This is a genomic window from Rhodococcus sp. PD04 (assembly GCF_035918275.1).
Lineage (GTDB): Bacteria > Actinomycetota > Actinomycetes > Mycobacteriales > Mycobacteriaceae > Rhodococcus > Rhodococcus rhodochrous.
This window is the reverse complement of record NZ_CP142143.1, coordinates 218,640-237,906: the sequence shown is the minus strand read 5'-3', so window position 1 is coordinate 237,906 and position 19,267 is coordinate 218,640. Positions and strand designations below refer to the sequence as shown.

The window sequence follows — 19,267 nt, the reverse complement described above, 5'->3', positions numbered from 1 at the left end:
TTCGTTCAGCTCCTCGAGGCCTCGATGTCGGCCAGCTTGCGGGTCAGGTCTTCCCCCACCTTCGAGATGTACGGCTCGTCGACGATCTGCAGGTGATCGCCGCCGACGTGCACGACCTCGAGATCCGCGACGACCTCGCCCCACCCACCGTCGGGCTGCCGGGTACCGAAGGCCGGCTCGAGATCGATCGCGTCGTCGTGATACTTGTCGGCCATGTACAGCACGACCTTGCCGTCGTAGGGCAGCAGTTCCGCGGTCTGGATGGCGCGGTTGTCGAGCCACGACGTGCGCTGGTGCTCGATGATGCCGCCGGGGATCTGTGCCCCGCTCAGCTCCAGCAGACCCATCAGGATGCCGATCTGCTCCTCGTCGCTGCCGGCCTCGGCCAGCAGGTCGTAGGGCAGCGGCGCGTCGATCCCGTAGGTCTTCTTCGCGAACGCCGAGTAACGCTGCCAGCGCTTGCGGATCTCGTCGGGCGTGTCCTCGACCTTCTCACCGGCCATGACGGTGTCGATGAGGCCGACGAGACGCACGTCCTTGCCCTCCTCGCGGAGCAGACGGGCCACCGCGTAGGCCAGGACACCGCCGAGCGACCAGCCGCACAGCACGTACGGGCCGTCGCCCTGGATCTCCTTGATGAGCGGCAGGTACGCCTGGGCGCGGGTGTCGATCGGGCCCTCGGTGCGCTCGAAACCGAACACCGGGGTGTGCGCCGGAAGGCGGCGCAGCAGCGGCTCGTACGCGACCGTCGAACCACCCGCAGGGTGGAAGACGAAGACCGGCACGGTGTCCGATCCCTCGACGCGGGGCCGCAGTGTGCGCACGAGTCCGTCGATGCGATCGGCGGATTCGAGATGCTGACGGACCGTCTCGGCGAGCTGCTCGATGGTCGGGGCGGCGAGCACGTCGTCGACGGTGATCTCGCCCTCGGCCCGCTCGGTCAGCCGTGCCGCGAGCTTCTCGGCGACATCACGCTCGAGCTTCGGCAGCGGGTTGAAGATGCCCTTGGCCGACTTGCCCGTGACCACGGCCCAGGAGGCGAAGGTCAACCGTTCCGCGGCGTCGCGCGGCGGCACGTCGACTCCGCTCGACTCCTGTTCGGGCTCGGTCGTCCCGGGCGCGGTCTGTGCCTCGGCTTCGGCGAGGATCTGCTCGGCCTCGCCCACCGCGGTGGTGTCCTCGACCTCGGGCAGATCGTCCTGTTCCGCAGCGGCGGCGCGTTCGGCTGCCTTCTCGGCGGCCTGCTGCTCGGCGAGCTGCGCGACCTCCTCGCGGTTCTCGACGGCGTACCGCAGGTACTTCGCGACGTCGCGGAGGCTCGCGTCCTTGACCGCCGACAGCTGCAGCTGCGGAATGTCGAACTCGTACTCGACGCGGTTCTTGATTCGGACGGCCATGAGCGAGTCGAGGCCCAGCTCGATGAGCGGGATCTCGGCCGGCAGGTCCTCGGGCGCGTAGCCCATGGATTCGGCGACGATCAGCGTCAGGCGATCGTCGAGGGTCTGCGATCCGTTCGGATCCCATTTGTCGCCGAACGACTCGGCGACCTCGGGCAGCTCCTCGGCCTGCGCGGCCGGCTTCGCGGCCACCGCGACGGGCGCGGGCAGCGGCTCACCGGAGGTGACGACACCCTCGTGGACGAGCGTGAAACCGTCGCCGGTGTTCGCGTGCACCTGCAGCGACGCGCCACCCGGGTGCCGGGTGAGCGTCGTGGTGAGGGTGCCGGTCGCGGGGACGTCGGTGTGCGGGATGGACGCGGTGAGCGTGACATCGGACAGCACCTGCGAGGCCGCCGCGACGACCAGCTCGGCCGCATCGGTGACGGCGGATGCCTGCACCTCCCACACGTAGCGGCCGTCGGGCAGGGCGACCCGGGCGCCGGGCACGCGGCCGTTGCCGGACGTGCCGATGCTGGCGTCGACCCAGTACGGCTTGCGGAGGAAGGCGGTGCGCGGCAGGTCGGCGTAGTCGCCTTCCGGCAGCAACGTCTTCAGGTCGACGGACTGCCCGTGCACGTACAGCTGCGCGAGCGCGGCCAGCACGCCGAGGGACTCGTCCTCCTTGCGCTTGAGCGTCTGGATGAACTGGCCGTCCTGCACACCGGCGTCGAAGGCCGTCGCCGCGACCGACATGAGCGTCGCGGGGTTGGCGTTGAGCTCGACGAAGGTGGTGTGGCCGTCGGACAGGGCCTGCCGGATCGCCTGCGTGAAGTACACGCTGTGGCGCATGCCCTTGGTCCAGTACTCGACGTCGTGGATGCCGTCGTGGCCTGCGCGGTAGAGGGTCTCCTGGTCGACCGACGAGTACAGGTCGACCTTCAGGCGATGCGGTTCGATGCCGGCGAGTTCGGCCGCGAGCTCGCCGAGGATCGGATCGACCTGCGAGGTGTGGCTCGCGCCCTTGGTCTGCAGGACCCGGGCGAACTTCTCCTCGGCCTCGGCGCGCGCCACGATCGCGTTGACCTGCTCCTGCGGGCCACCGATGACGGTGTGTGTGGGCGCCGCGTAGACGCAGACCTCGAGCTGCGGGAAGTCGGGCAGCACGTCGGTGATCTCGGCGGCGCTGTACTCGACGAGCGCCATGAGGCGGATGTCGTCGCCGGTCAGGCCGGATTCGGCCTCACCCATCAGACGCGAGCGCGAGCAGATCACGCGCACGGCGTCCTCGAGCGACAGTCCGCCCGAGATGTAGGCGCCGGCGGCCTCACCCATCGAGTGGCCGACGACCGCGGCGGGCTCGGCACCGTGGTGACGCAGCAGCGCGGCGAGACCGATCTGGATCGTGAAGATTCCGACCTGCGCGGTCTCGACGTCGTAGTCCTGCGCGTCGTCGAGGAACTTCTCCTTCATGGAGTAGCCCGACTCGTCGTAGATCAGCTCGTCGACCTCGTCGACGGCCGCCGCGAAGACCGGGTTCTCCAGGTACAGCTGCTTGGCCATCTTGCGGTGCTGGGCACCGAAGCCGGACAGCACCCACACCGCGCCCTTGGAGGCGGGAGCGTCGGCGTTGAACACGCCCTGCGCGGGCTTGCCGGCGGCGACGGCACGCAGACCGGCGATGGCCTCGCCGTGGTTGCTCGCCACGACGATCGCGCGGGACCGGCCGTGGTTGCGACGGGAGAGCGTGCGGGCGACGTCGGCGAGCGGCGTCGTGCTGCCCTTCTCGGTCTCGAGCCAGTCGGCGAGATCGGCAGCGGCACGGCGGCGACGTGACGGCATCGCAGCGGAGACGGCGAGCAGGACGGGCAGCTCGCGGGCCTGCTCGGTGGTCTCCGCGGCGGCGGGGATCTCCTCCGGCAGGACCTCGACCTCGGCCTCGGCGGCCTCCTGGCCCTCCGGGCCGGTGTACTCGTGGACCACGACGTGCGCGTTGGTGCCACCGAAACCGAATCCGGACACGCCGGCGACGGCGCGACCGGTGTAGCGCGGCCACTTCGCACCCTCGGGGATGACCTTCAGGTGCGCGCTGTCGAACGGAATGTACGGGTTGGGGGCGGTGTAGTTGAGCGTCGGCGGAAGCTGATCGTTCTGCATCGCGAGAACGACCTTGATGAGACCGGCCGCACCGGCGGCGGACTCGAGATGACCGAAGTTGGTCTTGGCCGAACCGAGCAGGACCGGCTTGTCGTCCTCGCGGCCACGACCGATGACACGGCCGAGCGCATCGGCCTCGATCGGGTCGCCGAGTACCGTGCCGGTGCCGTGCGCCTCGATGTAGTCGACACCGGACGGCAGGATCTGCGCGTCGCGGTAGGCGCGGCGCAGCACGTCGACCTGCGCTTCGGGGTTGGGAGCGGCCAGACCGTTGGAGCGACCGTCCTGGTTGACGGCCGAACCGGCGATGACCGCGAGGATGTTGTCGCCGTCGCGCTCGGCGTCCTCGAGACGCTTGAGCACGACGAGACCGCCGCCCTCGGCGCGGATCATGCCGTCGGCGTCGGCGGAGAACGCCTTGATGCGGCCGTCGGGTGCCATGACGCCGAGTTCGTCGAAGCCGAGGGTGCCGGCCGGGGCGAGCAACATGTTGACGCCACCGGCGAGGGCGACGTCGGCCTCACCGTTGCGCAGCGCGCGCACGGCCTGATGCACGGCGACCAGCGACGACGAGCACGCCGTGTCGAGCGTGACCGACGGGCCGTGGAAGTCGTAGAAGTACGACACGCGGTTGGCGATGACCGCGGTGGAGGTGCCGGTGAGCGCGTACGGATGCGCTGCGGACGGGTCGCCGACCGCGAGGAGCATGTAGTCGCTCGCCGAGCTGCCGATGAACACACCGACCGAGCCGCCCTTGAGCTCGCTCGGCGGGATGTGCGCGTGCTCGAGCGCTTCCCAGGTCAGCTCCAGTGCGAGGCGCTGCTGCGGGTCGACCATCTCGACCTCGCGCGGCGACATCGCGAAGAACTCGGCGTCGAAGCCCTTGACGTCGTCGAGGTAGCCGCCCTTGGTGTTGGCGTTGCGGATCGACTCCCACACGGCGGGGTCGTTCTCGAACTCCGACCAGCGGCCCTCGGGCAGATCGGAGATGCCGTCGCGTCCGGACGCGAGCAGATCCCACATCTGTTCCGGAGTGTCGACGTGACCCGGGAAACGGGTGGACAGACCGACGATGGCGACGTCCTTCGAACCCGCCACGGCACCGACCGTGTACAGGGCGGAGTCGTCCTCGGCAGGTGCCTCGGGTTCACCTTCGATGATGCGCGTCGCGAGCGATGCGATCGTCGGGTGCTGGTAGGCGATCGTCGCGTTCAGCGTGACACCGAGGAGTTCCTCGATCTCGCCCGCCATGGCGACGGCGTCCCGGGAGGACAGTCCGAACTCCTCCATCGGACGATCGTCCGAGATCTGGGAGACCGGCTGCCCGGTCGCGTCGGCGATCCAGTTGCGCAGCCATTCGCGCAGCTGCGCAACCGTCATTTCAGTGTCAGACATCAACCCACCACGCTACCCGGGAAAGAGGACATTCGTTCTTACACGCTGTCCGGGAAGGCCTGCTGCTGGTAACCACCGCGCAGCGTTCCCTCGACATATGCGGTCTTGCACGCCCGACGCGCGATCTTTCCGCTGGACGTACGGGGGATGGAACCGGCCGGCACGAGCAGCACGTCGCGGGCGGTCACACCGTGCCGTGACGAGATCGCGGCACGCACCGCGTCGGCGATCGGCTGCGGATCGGCCTTGCCGGCGCCGGGAGCACGCTCGGCGACGATCACGAGCTGCTCCGACGAATCGTCCGCATCGAACTGCAGGCCGGAGGCGTCGTTGTCGAACACCTCGCGCGGCAGCTGGTTGGCCGGAACCGCGAACGCCGCGACGAAGCCGGGGCGCAGCGCGGAGTTGGCCTCCTGCGCCGAGAACTCGAGGTCCTGCGGGTAGTGGTTGCGGCCGTCGACGATCACGAGGTCCTTGACGCGACCGGTGATGTAGAGCTCGCCGTCGATGTAGACGCCGTAGTCGCCGGTGCGCAGCCACTTGCTGTCGTCCGGGGTGCCCTCGGCGTGGCTGCCCTCGGCCAGACGCTTGGTGATGCGGTTGTGGAAGGTCTTGTCGGTCTCTTCCTTGCGACCCCAGTAACCGATGCCCATGTTCTCGCCGTGCAACCAGATCTCGCCGACCTGCTCGTCGGGCATCTCGGTGCCGGTCTCGGCGTCGACGATCGCGGCCCACTGGCTGCGCGCGACGTAACCGCAGGAGACCTGCGGGATGGCGTTCTCGGCGTCGGGCTCGACGCGCACGACCCGGCCCGCGTTGAGGGCGGTGCGGTCGACGTAGATGACCTTTGCCTCGTCGCTGTGGCGGGTGGAGGAGACGAACAGGGTGGCCTCGGCCATGCCGTAGGACGGCTTGATCGCCGTGCGGGGCAGACCGTACGGGCCGAACGCCTCGTTGAACTTGCGCATCGACGCCGTGGTGACCGGCTCGCTGCCGTTGATCAGGCCGATGACGTTGCTCAGGTCGAGTTCTTCGCCGGGCTTCGGGACGGCGCGTGCCGCGGCGTGCTCGAACGCGAAGTTCGGGGCGGCGGCGAAGGTGCCGGCACCGTCGGAGACGGCGGCGAGCTCGCGGATCCAGCGGCTCGGCCGGGCCACGAAGGCGCGCGGGCTCATGATGGTGATGTACTTGCCGCCGACCGCGGGCAGGATCACCGTGAGCAGGCCCATGTCGTGGAACAGCGGCAGCCAGGTCACGCCGCGCGACGACTCGTTGAGCTCGATCGAGTCGGCCATCTGGATGACATTGGTGAGCACCGACCGGTGGGTGATCTCGACGCCGGCGGGAACGCGGGTCGAGCCGGAGGTGTACTGCAGGTACGCGATGTCGTCGGTGCCGATGGGCGGCCGGTTCCAGGACTCGGCGACCGAGTCGGGGATGGCGTCGACGGCGATCACGCGGGGACGCTGCGCAGCGGGGAGCGGGCGGAAGAACTGCCGCACGCCGGCCGCGGACGAGGTGGCGGTGAGGATCGCGCTGGGAGTGCAGTCGCCGAGGACGGCGTGCAGGCGATCGGTGTGACCGGGCTCGTCGGGATCGAACAGCGGCACAGCGATGGTGCCGGCGTAGATCGCGGCGAAGAAGGACACGACGTAGTCGAGGCCTTGTGGAGCGAGGATCGCGACGCGGTCGCCGGGAGCGGTGACCTGCTGCAGGCGCGCGGCGATGGCCTTGATGCGCACGCCGAACTGATCCCAGGTCAGCTCGTGTACCTCGCCGTCGCGTTCCCGCGAGTAGTCGATGTACCGGTAGGCGAGATCGTCACCGTTTGAAGCGAAGTTCCCCTCGAGGTGATCGAGCAGGGTCTGCCCTTCCGGCAGCCTGATCCGCCCGTTCTCATCGATGAACTCTTCGAACCCGACGCTCAATTCCTTCTCCCTGTCGAAGCGATCCCACAACCACTCGACATGGTTGCGCCACTAACTTTTCCTCCGCGCCGGCGGATCGTCGTACCGATACCGCCCCCCACGGCTTCCGGCGGTCCGTTCCTCGAACGTGTCCATCGACCCCAGATCACGAATATGTTACAGATCGGCATCACGCGCACCCTCGCAAAGTGCGGTCGCCGGGAGGAACGCTTCCCCTTGCACACGGGAAACACAAAGATACGACATGGTCGTCTTCACACACACATTCCGTGCCCGTCGAATGAGAAGAGCACACGATCCGTTTGTGTGCGACGGTTTTTCGACGCCGATACCCCCCGGCGATGCGACCCGCCACCCTCCGCCGCCCAGGACCGGCGCCCCGGTACGTACGCCCGACCGACACGAGAGCTCGTGACAAGGATCATTCCCCGTCGCGGGCCGTCGCTACGCCCCCGGAGGGGGCCGGCCGTTCGCCGTGCCGTCGCTGGCACCATGAACCTCTTCTCCTGTGGCAGTCGTCGTGCGCCACGATCCCGGACGGCCGGGCACGCAGCCGAGGGATGAGTCTAAAGGCAGCCCGTCATTCGAGTGTACCGGGTGGTGAGATCGGACACTACTCGTGAGTAATATGTGGGAGGGCTCACTTCGGCCCGCGCCGTCGCCGCATGTCGCGACGGCCGTAGCTCATTCTTCTGCGGGTTCCGGTGCGGCGTCGATCTTCTCCGCCGCCCAGTTCGCGATCCACTGCGTCGCGGTCGTGCCGTTCTCGTCCACGACATAGGTGTTGTACATCGCGTGGATCGGGTTGTTGACGTACTCGAGCAGGCGCGGAGCGGCCGACATCCAATTGGCGGGATTCAGCGCGTTCGGCGGTGCGTCGCAGATGCTGTCGCTGGGCGCGCAGATCTGGATGGTGCGGTCGTCGAGCTCCCCGAAGCCACCGGGACGCGCACCGGTCATCGTGATACCCGGCAGTCTCAGGCCGTCGAGCGACAGTTCGGCGCCCACTCCGGCGACGGGCGCACCGATGTCGGTGCCCGAGGCCCCGTCGCGGCGACCGTCGGCGATGAGCGCGACACCGAGCACCCGGTCGGCGGGCACCGGACCGTTGCCGGCACCGATCTGCGCGGCGACGTCTCCCACGATCACGGCACCCTGCGAGAAGCCGGTGAGCACATAGGTGGTCAGCGGGCACTCGGCCGAGCGTCGCGCGAGGATGTCGGTGGTTGCCGCGAATCCCTCACTGCGACTGTTGTTGTAGGACTGCTGGCCGTCCGGCGGGATCGCGATGGGGTTCGAGAACTGCGCGACGTACGGCACCGTGTAGACGTCGGCGCGCTGGGCGTCGAAACGCTCCTGCAGCGGCCTCGTCACGTTGAGCATGAGCGAGTACGGGTTCGCGGCCGGAGCGTACGGATCGTCGCCCACCGCGGACTCCCATGTGCCCGGCACCGCGACGACCTGCACGTCGGGGCACGAGGCCGGCTGCGACTGCGGCTCCTCCGGCCCGGGCGGGGTGGGAACGGGCGACGGGATGTCCAGCCGCCCCGCGAGCATGTACCAGAGCACCAGCACGATCGCCAGGACGAGCAGCGCCCCTACGACCACGATCCTGCGTCCGCGACGCTGCTTCGTCCTGACCATTCGTGCTGTCCCCGCGTTTCCTAGTTGCAGTACGTCTCGCCGGCGACGGCGATGTACGTGTCGGCCGTCGAGGAGGCCTGCTCCTCCGACAACTCGACACCACCGGCTGCAGCATCACTACCCACGAGCGCGGTCACGAACACCTTGATCTCCTCCGGAGACCCACCCTGCGCCTGGGCGCTGCAGATGTAGTCGGCGATGTTCACCGCGCCGGTCTCATCGTTGGGCTCGACACCTTCGGCACGGAGGCCGTCGAGGAAGGCCTGTGCGCCCGGCGAGGGAGCGGGTGTGCCCGCACCGGCTCCCGTGTCCTCTCCGGCGCCGGGCGACGACGGAGCCGGGGACGCGTCGCTCGTCTCGGCCTCGTCCGTGGTCTCCGTCCCCGCGGCGCCGGTGGACGTCTCGGCCGCGGAGGTCGATGTCGACGTCGAGGTCTCCGTGGTGGCAGACGTCGTCGGCGTGTTCGTCGCGGTGGAGTCGTCGCTTCCGCACGCGGAGAGAACTGCCGTGGCGGTCAGTGCCGCGGCGAGGGCGCCGAGGACTCGGGTCGAGCGCGAGCGGGTCCGTGAAGGCATGTGGTGGGGTCCTCACATCCGGGATGTCGGTCGAACTTGGTCAGATGCGCCCCAGGCTACAGAGCGGCCCGTGCAGACCGGTAGAAGCGTCCCGCCTCCCCCGGTCTGCACGGGCCGTCCCGCTGTCTTTCCGTTACGGCTGCAGCTTCACCTCGTCGCCGTCGAGCGTGATGAAGCCGTTCTGGAAGTTCTGCTGGACACCCTTGCCGTCCACGGCCGGGAACTCGTCGCTGATCGGCAGACCCAGACGTCCTTCGGCACCCTTCTCGGCGAGCCACGCCTCGAGGATCTTGCCGCGGACCGGCCAGGCGCCGGTGAGCGGGCTCCAGTAGATGTGCCCGTGCTGGAACTCGTTGAAGCGACCGTCGCGTCCTGCGGGCTGCTCGCTGCTCGTCGGGTAACCCAGAACGCCGGTCTCGTAGCCGAGCTGGGAGTACTTGTCGAGGATCATGCCCTGCACCCCGTGGGCGCCGGTGTCCTCGCTCCAGTACATGGCACCGATCTCGAAGCCCTGGACCGCGCCGTGACCGTCGGGGGTCGCCGCCTCGTCGAGGATCGGGTAGCCGAGGGGGCCGCCCTCCCAGCCCTGGCTCTTCCATTCCTCGAAGATCTTGCCGCGGACCGCGTGAGCGCCGTGCTCGGGCGTCCAGTAGATCGCGCCGTTCCGGAAGTGGTTGAACCGTCCGCGTCCGTCGGGAGCGACGCGTTCCTCGGTGGTCGGGTATCCGAGCTGTCCGGCCGGACCGCCGACGCCCTGGTAGGCGCCGCCGATCGCACCCGCGACCGGCACCGTCGTGCCCTCGGACGAGAAGACGCGGCCGAAGCGGAAGTCCTGCACCTTGCCGCCGGCGACGTCGTATTCACCGGTGAGGCAGTCGCCGAGCCAGCCGTTCGCATTCGCCACGTCGCCGAAGGCACCGGTGGCGTTGCACTCGGGCTTGTCGACCCCGACCCCGAGGGTGTTGGCGAGCTGCGGCCACAGCTGGTGCAGCTCGAACTCCCAGTACTTCCACGTGTGAGTGCCCGACGGCCGGTACACGATCTGGGCGGGGATGCCCTGTTTCTTGAGTTTCGTGGCGAACGCCTGCGAGGTGAGGCGCGAGAGGATCTCGAGGCCCATGCCGGCGTAGTTGGTGCTGACACCGGGGATGCCCGACGGGTCGTCGTACGGGCCGGTGGTGCCGCTGCCGCTCGAGACGTACAGGCTCACGCCCTTGAGCTTGTCGGCGAGCAGGTAGGGATCGTGCGACTCCCAGCCGTCGGAGCCGGGCGCACCCCACATCGCCTCGGAGTCGAAACCTCCGGCGTCCTGCATGGCGTAGTGGATGGCCTCGGGCATGCCGAGGGTGGTCGTGGTGAGGATGCCGGACAGCGATGCCGCGAACTGCGCGAAGCCCGGGTTGCGGGCGGGCAGGAACATCGCGGCGGTACCGCCCATCGAGAGGCCGACGACGCCACGCTTGTCGGTGGTGCGCCAGTCGCGTTCGAGGAGCGGGGGAAGTTCCTTCGTCAAGAAGGTCTCCCACTTGTAGTTCTGTCCGTTGTTCTGGTCGATCCAGTCGGAGTAGAAGCTCGACTGGCCGCCCACCGGCAGCACGACGTTGACGTTCTTGTCGGCGAAGAACGCTTCCGCGTCGGTCTCGAGCGTCCACCCGTTCTCGTCGTCGCGGGCGCGCATGCCGTCGAGCATGAACACCGACGGGAACTTCGCATCGGGCTTGCTGTTCCAGTCGCGCGCGAGCAGCAGCTGCACCTGGATCGGCGTCCCCATCGACGGCGAGTCGATCCACAGGGCGACACGACGATCGGTGAGCCAATCGACGGATCGGACGGTGACACCGGCGGTACTCGTCGGGCCGGACTGGGCGATGAGCGGATCGGCGGTGGCCACCGAGACGGTGGTCAGACCTGCGGCGACGGGCGCGACGAGGGCGGCGGCGATCAGCGCGAGCGCACGGGATCTGCGGCTCCGCGCACCCGCAACGCGAGCCGCTCTCCTACTCGGCCCCGTCCGTCGCTCCCCGTGCTCGAGCTCAGTTCGCATCTGCATCGCTCACTTTCTGCGTTGCCGGATTTCCTGCCGAAGTGCGGCTTCGGGTGGACCGCGACGGCGGCAGTGGCAGGGCGCCCCGGCTGGGTGTGCCGACCCGGGATATCGGAGTCCCGGATTTTGTTTCTACACCGACGGCACCCGGAATCGCGGGTGCCGCGCTGTGACAGGTGAGAAAATTGTTGCAGAAAGTTACGACGCCGCCCACTCCTCGGATGATGAGTGGGCGGCGTCGTCGCTAGCAGTGCGTACCGGAGATCAGAACGCGTTCAGCGCCTCGAGGATCTGCGGGCGCGCCTTCCACAGCTGATCCTCCCAGTACTTCCATGCGTGCGTGCCGCGCGCCGGGAAGTCGAAGGTGGCCGGGATGCCGAGCGTGGCCAGCTTGAGCTGGAACGCGCGGGTCTGGGCGAGGGACAGCGCCTCGAGCGCCATGCCGTTGGCCGTGTTGTAGTAGCCGACGAAGCCCTGCGGGTTGTCGTGCTCACCGGGCAGACCGCTGGCGGCCGAGATGTAGAGCGACAGACCCTCGAGCTTCGGAGCGAAGACGAACGGGTCGTTGCGCAGCCAGGACGGGCTCCACGGCGGGCCCCACATCGAATCGACGTTGAAGCGGCCGGCGTCGAGCATCGCCACGCGGATGGCCTCACGCATGCCGGGAGCCGACAGGTTCAGGTAGCCGGACAGCGACGACGCGAACTTGAACTGGTCGCGGTGGTAGGCGGCCAGCGTCAGAGCGGCGGAGCCACCCATCGACAGGCCGAGGATGCCGTTGTTGTTGCGCGAGACACCACGGGTGGCGAGGTAGTCGGGCAGCTGCTCCGTCAGGAACGTCTCCCACTTGTAGGTGATGTCCTGGCCGTTCAGGTTGGACGGCGCGTACCAGTCGGTGTAGAAGCTCGACTGTCCGCCGACCGGCATGATCAGGCTGACGTTGTCGTTCGCGAACTGCTGCAGGGCGTTCGTCTCGAACGTCCAGGCGTTCGCGTCGTCCCGAGCGCGAAGGCCGTCGAGCATGTAGAGCGCCGCGTCGCCACCGCGCGCGGCCCACTGGATCTGAACCTTGATCGGGCCCATGTCGGACTCGACGAAGACCTCTTCGAAGCCCCCTGCAGGCGCGCGGTGCGAGACCGGCGCTCCCTGCGCCGGCGCGGCGACGGCGGCGGTGGTTCCGACGAGGCCGGCAGCCACGGGGAGGACCAGAGCTGCGGCGGCGGTGCCGAGCAGTCGCCGTCGAAGGCCCTGCCTCAACCTCGGGACAAAACGCATGAACAATGCTCTCTTTCTCGTCTGCGGCGTCCGCGTTCGCGTCCCCCGGATTCCGGCGATGACGACCGCGGAAGGCCGCCCCAAGTCACACTGCGGTCAAAACTGTAAAGGACCGCGTGATCTCTGACAAACCCTGGTTTCAACAGCTCTTGGGCACCTCTTGACCTGTAGGTCAAGCGCGCGCTGCCGGAAAGTTACCCATCCGTGATGCGCCGTGATCCTATCGAGACGATCGAAGGGATCCAAGTTGATCTCGGTGTCCGGCCGTCACCCCCGCGGCGGTGGCATCGGCAGGTCACAACGCTGGATCTCGTACTTCGGCACCCGTTCGATCCGGTACGAGGCGTAGTCGAACGCGTTGCGCAGGTTTCTCTTGAACAGTGCCCACGTCAGTTCGGCGCTCGAGGAATCGATCATCTCCCGGGTCTCGGGACAGGTCAGCGCGGTCTTCGCCATCGCGACCCAATCCTCGTCGAGATAGCCCGGCATCCACGGATGCACGTCGACCATGCCCGAGTCGGCGACCACCCAGTCGGGGAACAGGATCTTGTCGTGACCGATCCGGCCGTCCTCGAGACGCTCGGTGTGCGCGGCGAGCGGATAGGCCAAGCCCATCTGGTCGACGACCCGCACGTCCAGACCCGTGTTCATGCTGGTCATGCCCAGGTTCAGGAAGAACACCGTATGTCCGGCGCCGCCCGGCGGGATGGGCTCGGGCGGCGGCACGACGTCCCACGCGTCGTAGGAGGGAGTCGGCAGCAGCAGTCCACCGTTCGGGGTGTTCGCGATGGCCTCGACCATGGCCCGCATGCGCGGGTAGTCGAGATAGTCCTCGGCCAGGATGGGATGCAGATGCCCGGTGTTGAGAGCGTAGAAGGCGCGCTCGTCGACGATGCCGGAGCGGCCGACCACGGCGCCTTCGGTCATTCCGGTGGTGTTGGCCGCGGCGGCCGTCCACACGACGGTGCCCAGCCACAGCACGGCCAGCACACCCGCGACCTGCGTGGGCCGATTGTTGCCGATCTCCGTCCGGTCCGGGATCCGCAGCGGGACGACGGCGACGGGCAGGAGCAGGCAGAACAGCGGCGGCAGGAGGACGCGGCCGTGCATGAAGTCGCCGCCCACACGCAGCGAATACAGCGCGAGCAGCACACCGGAACCGAGGAACAGCAGGACGACGGCGGTCGGGGTGCGCAACAGGTTCTGCGCCCAGGACAGTGTCGCCCGCACGTCGCGCGGATCGGGACGCGCGGCCGCGGCACCGGGGCGGGCCGCGTCACGGCTGGTCGCGAAGACGAGCGCGGCGAGGATTGTGAGGAACAACAGCGGCAGCCACAGCAGATAGGGCGAGACCAGATTGCCGAGATACTCGAGGCCCTGCGACCACTTGGCACCACCGGCGTCCTTGGCGACCGCGGTGTTGGGATAGGGCAGTCCGTAATAGCCCATGCGCCAGATCTGGTAGCCGACCGGGATCGCCCCGGCGACCGCGACCATCGCGACGCGGATGCGCAGGTCGAGGCCGGGTGCGAGGAACAGCATCGCGAGCGCGAGCACCGCGACCAGCGCGAGTTCGGGTCGTACGAGCGGGCCGAGTCCGGCGACGAACGCCGTGGCGAGGATCTGCCCCGTGCCCGGGAGCGATCCGTCCCCTCCCGGCGTGGGGGTCGCCCATCGGGCCATGAGCAACCACAGCAGACCCAGCCAGAAGATCACCAGGCAGGACTCGAGGCCCGAGGTGGCGAAGTCGCGGGCCGGAGGCACTGCGATGTAGACGAGGACTCCGGCGGGCAGGAGCAGTACCGTCCCGGTGGTCGCGCGCAGCCGCCACCGGTACAGGCGGGCCGCGCCGAACATGGCGAGGACGATCGCGCCCGTCGACAGCAGGAGCGCGATCGTGAGTACGACGTATTCGAGGCGGATGCCGGTGAGCCACCCACCGGCATAGACGATGTACGTCCACGCCGTGGAGGTGTTGGCCTCCACGCGCTCCCCCGCGTTGAACACCGGCCCGTTGCCGGCGAGGAGGTTGCGCACGGTCCGCAGGACGATGAGACCGTCGTCGGCGATCCAGCGTCGCTCCCACGCTCCCCAGAACATCAGGAACGCGGAGACGACCACGCCGGCGGCGAACACGCCGCGGGCGAGGCGGTCGCGCCGAACGGGCCGGACCGTACGGGACGGTCCGGCCTCGGTGTCGTGGACGCCGCGCACGACGTCAGAAGAGGTAGACAGCACCGCCGACCACCAGGATCCACACCACTGCGAGCAACTGCAGCACCCGGTCCTTCAGGGCGATCTCCTCGGGTTCGCCGGCTTCACCGCCGTCGACGTCGACCGCATAGCGCAGGATGGCGACGACGAACGGGATCATCGAGATCGCGTACCAGTTGGAACCGGCCATGTTGTCCTGCTCGAACGCCCACAGGCCGTAGCAGAGCACGACTGCCGTCGCCGCGACCGTCCACACGAACCGCAGGTAGGTCTCGGTGTAGTACTCGAGCGACTTGCGGATCTTCGCACCGGTGCGGGTCGCGAGGCGCAGCTCGGCGTACCGCTTGCCGGCCGCCATGAACAGCGACCCGAACGCCATGATCAGCAGGAACCACTGCGACAGCGGGATCTCGGCGGCCACACCGCCGGCGATGGCACGGATCAGGAAGCCCGACGAGACGATGCAGATGTCGAGCACGGCCTGGTGCTTGAGCCCGAAGCAGTACGCGAGCTGGATACCGATGTACACCGCCATGACCACGGCGAGCTGCCAGTTCGCGACGAACGACAGCGCGATCGAGCCGACGAGCAGCACCGCCGCGAGGACGTATGCGATTCGCACCGGGAGCACGCCGGCCGCGATGGGCCGGAACCGCTTGGTGGGGTGTGCACGGTCGGCCTCGACGTCCATCGCGTCGTTGACGAGGTAGATACCCGAGGCGGCCATGCAGAAGACGACGAAGGCGAGCGCGACGGGCAGCAGCACGTCGACCTGGGTGACCGAGCCGGCCGCCATCGGGGCCGCAAGCACCAGGACGTTCTTCACCCACTGTCGGGGACGGACCGCCTTGACGATCCCGGCGCCCAGGCTCTTGGGCGCCTCCTTGACGGGCGCCGGTTCCTCGCTCATCGATCTCCCCACTTCGTCTCTGCCCGCGCCACGACGGCCGCGGACGCTGCACCGAGTGCCGCACCCGCCAGTACATCCGTCGGATAGTGCACGCCCAACACCAGGCGGGACAGCATCATGGGCGGCACGAGCACCGCGGGAAAGGGTAGCCCGGTGGTGCGGGCGAGCAGCACGGCCGCCGCAGTCGTGGACGTCACATGCGACGACGGGAAGCTCAACCGGCTCGGCGTGGACACGTTGACCTGCACCGTCGGATCGACCGGCCGCGGACGGCGCACGACCCGCTTGATCACGACGGACGCCGCGTGGGCACCGAACGCACCGACCGCCACGCTCGCCCACTTCCGGCGACGGGGACGGTCGACGAGGGCGCCGGCGGCGCCGATCGCGATCCAGCCGAGAGCGTGCTCACCGAAGTGCGACATGCCACGGGCGATCTTCGTCGCGGCGGGCACGGCACCGACGGTGGCCTGGACGGTCTGCAGGACCCGGACCTCGGTGTCGGTACTCCTCCAGTGACTGCCATCAGTTGCCGATACCGAAGACACGCTCCCACTCCTCCTTGCTGGTCAGGGCGGGAACCGCGTCCCGGTACCGCTTCTTCATCTCGGGGAACCGGCGCGCGAGTTCGCGTCGCAACCGGAGCGCCTCCGTGAGCAGAGCCTGGGCCTGCGCACGATCGCGCTTACGGTAGACGACACCCCGACCGTCCGCCGTGGTGACCGTCACGCCGTCGACCTGCGAGAGCAGGAACCACCGCGCGTCGATGGTCGGCACGTTCAGCTGCGGCCGCTCGTGGTGCTCGCGGTTCTCGGGACGCACATTGTGCAGCACACCCTTCGCCAGACGCTTGACCTTCGCGACCGGACCCTCGGGCAGTCCCACGGCGCCGACCTCGGCTCCGGATGCCATCGGCAGTTCGGTCGACGACGGCAGCACCACCGCGTCGGGGAAGTTCTTCCGCAGCGCGTGCACCTCGCCGAGGGCGCGCGGCAGCAGATCGAACAGGTTCTCCGGGCCCGCGAGGAAATCCTCGATGGCCTTGTTCTGGATCGCGACCGTCGAGTACTCGAGGCACACGAGGTGCTTGATGGTGGCCTTGACGGTGTCGAGCACCATCGCCTTCGGGTCGCCGTGCTGGTGCAGCGCGGCCACGACGAGCCGGTTGCGCAGGTGGAAGTACGCCTGCCAGTCGATGGCGTCGTCCTTGTCGCTCCACGCCATGTGCCAGATCGCGGCGCCCGGCATCGTCACCGTCGGGTAGCCGGCCTCGCGGGCCCGCAGGCCGTACTCGGCGTCGTCCCACTTGATGAACAGCGGCAGGGGCTGGCCGATCTCCTCCGCGACGACGCGCGGGATCATGCACATCCACCAGCCGTTGAAGTCGACGTCGATACGGCGGTGCAGGAGCTTCGAGTTCTCCCGGTCGCGCAGCGGCTTGGTGGAGAAGTCGTGGTCGTACTCGACGTTCGGGGCGGCACCCCACATGAAGTTCGAGCGGTGGATGACCTCGCCCATGGTGTGCAGATGGCTGCGTTCCTGCAGGTTGAGCATCTGCCCGCCGACGAGCATCGGGGTCCGCGCGAACCGCGACAGGGCGAGCGCGCGCAGGACCGAATCGGGTTCGATCTCGATGTCGTCGTCCATGAACAGGATGTAGGGAGCATCGGTGGTCTTCAGCGCCTCGTACATGATGCGGCTGTAACCACCGGAGCCACCGAGGTTGCCCTGGTCGTGGATGACGAGGCGATCGCCGAAGGGTTCGGCGGCCTCCGCGAAGTCGGCCTCGTCCTTCACCTTGCGGGTGCCCTGGTCCGGGATGATGACGGCGTCGACGACGTCCATCACCAGCGGGTCGGACGCGAGCGCACGCAGCGCCTTCACACAGTCGGCGGGACGGTTGAAGGTCGGGATGCCCACGGCGACCGAGGCGCGTCCGGGCGCCTCGACGGGTGCGTACCAGCCGGCGGCGTGCAGGGTGACGTCGCTGTCGGTGGTGACGTCGAACCACAGCCAGCCGCCGTCCTCGAACGGACCGAGGTCGGCGTCGATCTCGACGATCACGCCGTCGCCGCGGAACTCACGGCCGGTGACGTGGATGCGGCTCGAGTCGGCCTTGCTGCGGTACAGGTCGATGCGGCCGTGGCCGGTGAGCTCGAGGCGCAGCACCACCGAGCCGAGGGTGCTCCAGCGACGCCAGTAGCTCGCCGGGAAGGCGTTGAAGTAGGTGCACAGCGACACCTCGGACTCCGCGCCGATCGCCAGCGTCGTCCGGCTCGTCGCGTGGGCGCGACGCGCGTTGGTGGGCGACTCCTCGAGGTAGAGCGTGCGCACGTCGAGGGGCTCACCCGGCCGCGGCAGGATGATGCGCTGCAGCAGCGACCGGCCGAGCAGTCCGTCCTCCGCGACGGGAGCACTCACGGCAGCCTCGTGCCTACCGGCGTTCGCGGCCGCCGCGTGCTTCGCGGCGCTCACGAGGCGTCCCCGGCGATGGGCGCTCCCGATTCGAAGTGCGGGGCCAGGATGTTGTCGAACATCGACAGCGCGCTGGCGATCGCCATGTGCATGTCGAGGTACTGGTAGGTACCGAGACGGCCACCGAAGAGCACCTTGTTCTCGGCCGCTTCCTGCTTCGCGAGGGCGCGGTAGGCGTTGAGCTTCTCGCGGTCCTCGGGCGTGTTGATCGGGTAGTACGGCTCGTCGTCGTTCTCGGCGAACCGCGAGTACTCCCGCATGATGACCGTCTTGTCGGCCGGGTAGGTGTCGCGCTCGGGGTGGAAGTGCCGGAACTCGTGGATACGGGTGTAGGGCACATCGGCGTCGTTGTAGTTCATGACCGGGGTGCCCTGGAAGTCGCCCGTGGGCAGCACCTCGGTCTCGAAGTCGAGGGTGCGCCACCCGAGGCGCCCCTCGGCGTAGTCGAAGTAGCGGTCGAGCGGGCCGGTGTAGACGACGGGAGCGTCGGGGCTGGCCGCGCGGATCTCGTCGCGCACCGCGAACCAGTCGGTGTCGAGCCGGACCTCGATCCGCTCGTCCTTCGCCATGTTCTCGAGCCACGCCGTGTAACCGTCGACCGGCAGGCCCTCGTAGGTGTCGTTGAAGTAGCGGTTGTCGAAGGTGTAGCGGACGGGCAGCCGGGCGATGTTGCCGGCGGGCAGTTCCTTCGGGTCGGTCTGCCACTGCTTGGCCGTGTAGTCGCGGACGAACGCCTCGTAGAGCGGGCGGCCGATCAGGGAGATGGCCTTCTCCTCGAGGTTCTTCGCCTCGGCGGTGTCGATCTCGGCGGCCTGCTCCTTGATGAGGGCGCGTGCCTCGTCGGGGCTGAAGTACCGGCCGAAGAACTGCGACACCAAACCGAGACCCATCGGGAACTGGTAGGCCTGGCCCTTGTGCATCGCGAACACGCGGTGCTGGTAGTTGGTGAAATCGGTGAACTGGTTCACGTAGTCCCACACCCTCTTGTTGGAGGTGTGGAACAGGTGGGCACCGTACTTGTGGATCTCGATTCCGGTTTCCGGCTCGGGCTCGGAGTACGCGTTGCCACCGAGGTGGTGGCGACGCTCGATCACGAGCACTCGCTTGCCGAGCTGCGTGGCCGCGCGCTCGGCGATCGTCAGTCCGAAGAATCCGGAGCCGACGACGATCAGGTCGTACTCACCGGTGGAGGGCTGGGGCGCTGATGCAGCAGTCACGGGAGACCAGGGTATGCGACTCCGCCGCGAAGGTGCCCTCTCGGTCCGGGCGGACCG

General features: G+C 68.5%; 11 protein-coding genes. All 11 read right to left on the bottom strand.

Going from position 1 to position 19,267, the window contains the following annotated elements:
• Positions 1-5 precede the first annotated feature (5 nt).
• Entirely contained in the window at positions 6-4,913 is a 4,908-nt protein-coding gene (pks13, locus tag U9J23_RS01085; RefSeq protein WP_272266428.1) for a polyketide synthase Pks13, read from the bottom strand.
• A gap of 53 nt (positions 4,914-4,966) precedes the next feature.
• Complete coding sequence (gene fadD32, locus U9J23_RS01080) at positions 4,967-6,856, bottom strand: long-chain-fatty-acid--AMP ligase FadD32 (RefSeq protein ID WP_059382133.1); 1,890 nt, start codon at positions 6,854-6,856, stop codon at positions 4,967-4,969.
• Positions 6,857-7,540: 684 nt separating this feature from the next.
• The gene (locus tag U9J23_RS01075) at positions 7,541-8,500 is read right to left on the bottom strand and encodes a cutinase family protein (protein WP_059382132.1); all 960 of its coding nucleotides are present in this window, start codon (positions 8,498-8,500) and stop codon (positions 7,541-7,543) included.
• A 20-nt stretch (positions 8,501-8,520) separates the two neighbouring features.
• Complete coding sequence (locus tag U9J23_RS01070; RefSeq protein ID WP_059382131.1) at positions 8,521-9,075, bottom strand: DUF732 domain-containing protein; 555 nt, start codon at positions 9,073-9,075, stop codon at positions 8,521-8,523.
• A 133-nt stretch (positions 9,076-9,208) separates the two neighbouring features.
• Positions 9,209-11,125: an alpha/beta hydrolase-fold protein gene (locus U9J23_RS01065; RefSeq protein ID WP_106200793.1), complete on the bottom strand. Its 1,917-nt coding sequence runs from the start codon at positions 11,123-11,125 to the stop codon at positions 9,209-9,211.
• A gap of 258 nt (positions 11,126-11,383) precedes the next feature.
• The gene (locus tag U9J23_RS01060) at positions 11,384-12,394 is read right to left on the bottom strand and encodes an alpha/beta hydrolase (protein ID WP_059382129.1); all 1,011 of its coding nucleotides are present in this window, start codon (positions 12,392-12,394) and stop codon (positions 11,384-11,386) included.
• 267 nt (positions 12,395-12,661) lie between these two features.
• A complete protein-coding gene (gene zomB, locus U9J23_RS01055; protein ID WP_085468762.1) occupies positions 12,662-14,608 on the bottom strand; it encodes a flagellar motor control protein ZomB in 1,947 nt (648 codons plus the stop codon).
• A 4-nt stretch (positions 14,609-14,612) separates the two neighbouring features.
• Positions 14,613-15,518: a decaprenyl-phosphate phosphoribosyltransferase gene (locus U9J23_RS01050; protein ID WP_059382127.1), complete on the bottom strand. Its 906-nt coding sequence runs from the start codon at positions 15,516-15,518 to the stop codon at positions 14,613-14,615.
• Positions 15,515-16,066 carry a phosphatase PAP2 family protein gene (locus U9J23_RS01045; protein ID WP_085468761.1) on the bottom strand — a complete coding sequence of 184 codons (552 nt, stop codon included), beginning with the start codon at positions 16,064-16,066 and terminating at the stop codon, positions 15,515-15,517. The genes U9J23_RS01050 and U9J23_RS01045 overlap by 4 nt, the downstream gene beginning before the upstream one ends.
• Entirely contained in the window at positions 16,044-17,993 is a 1,950-nt protein-coding gene (locus U9J23_RS01040) for a glycosyltransferase (protein WP_370684053.1), read from the bottom strand. Before U9J23_RS01040 ends, U9J23_RS01045 begins: the two co-directional genes overlap by 23 nt.
• The gene (glf, locus tag U9J23_RS01035) at positions 17,990-19,210 is read right to left on the bottom strand and encodes a UDP-galactopyranose mutase (protein WP_085468760.1); all 1,221 of its coding nucleotides are present in this window, start codon (positions 19,208-19,210) and stop codon (positions 17,990-17,992) included. The genes U9J23_RS01040 and glf overlap by 4 nt, the downstream gene beginning before the upstream one ends.
• Positions 19,211-19,267: the final 57 nt, after the last annotated feature.

Excerpts from the sequence above, each read along its gene's own strand:
- pks13 (WP_272266428.1), bottom strand. The coding sequence starts at position 4,913 with ATGACGGTTGCGCAGCTGCGCGAATGGCTGCGCAACTGGATCGCCGAC.
- U9J23_RS01070 (WP_059382131.1), bottom strand. The coding sequence starts at position 9,075 with ATGCCTTCACGGACCCGCTCGCGCTCGACCCGAGTCCTCGGCGCCCTC.
- U9J23_RS01050 (WP_059382127.1), bottom strand. The coding sequence starts at position 15,518 with ATGAGCGAGGAACCGGCGCCCGTCAAGGAGGCGCCCAAGAGCCTGGGC.
- U9J23_RS01065 (WP_106200793.1), bottom strand. The coding sequence starts at position 11,125 with ATGCAGATGCGAACTGAGCTCGAGCACGGGGAGCGACGGACGGGGCCG.
- U9J23_RS01075 (WP_059382132.1), bottom strand. The coding sequence starts at position 8,500 with ATGGTCAGGACGAAGCAGCGTCGCGGACGCAGGATCGTGGTCGTAGGG.
- U9J23_RS01060 (WP_059382129.1), bottom strand. The coding sequence starts at position 12,394 with ATGCGTTTTGTCCCGAGGTTGAGGCAGGGCCTTCGACGGCGACTGCTC.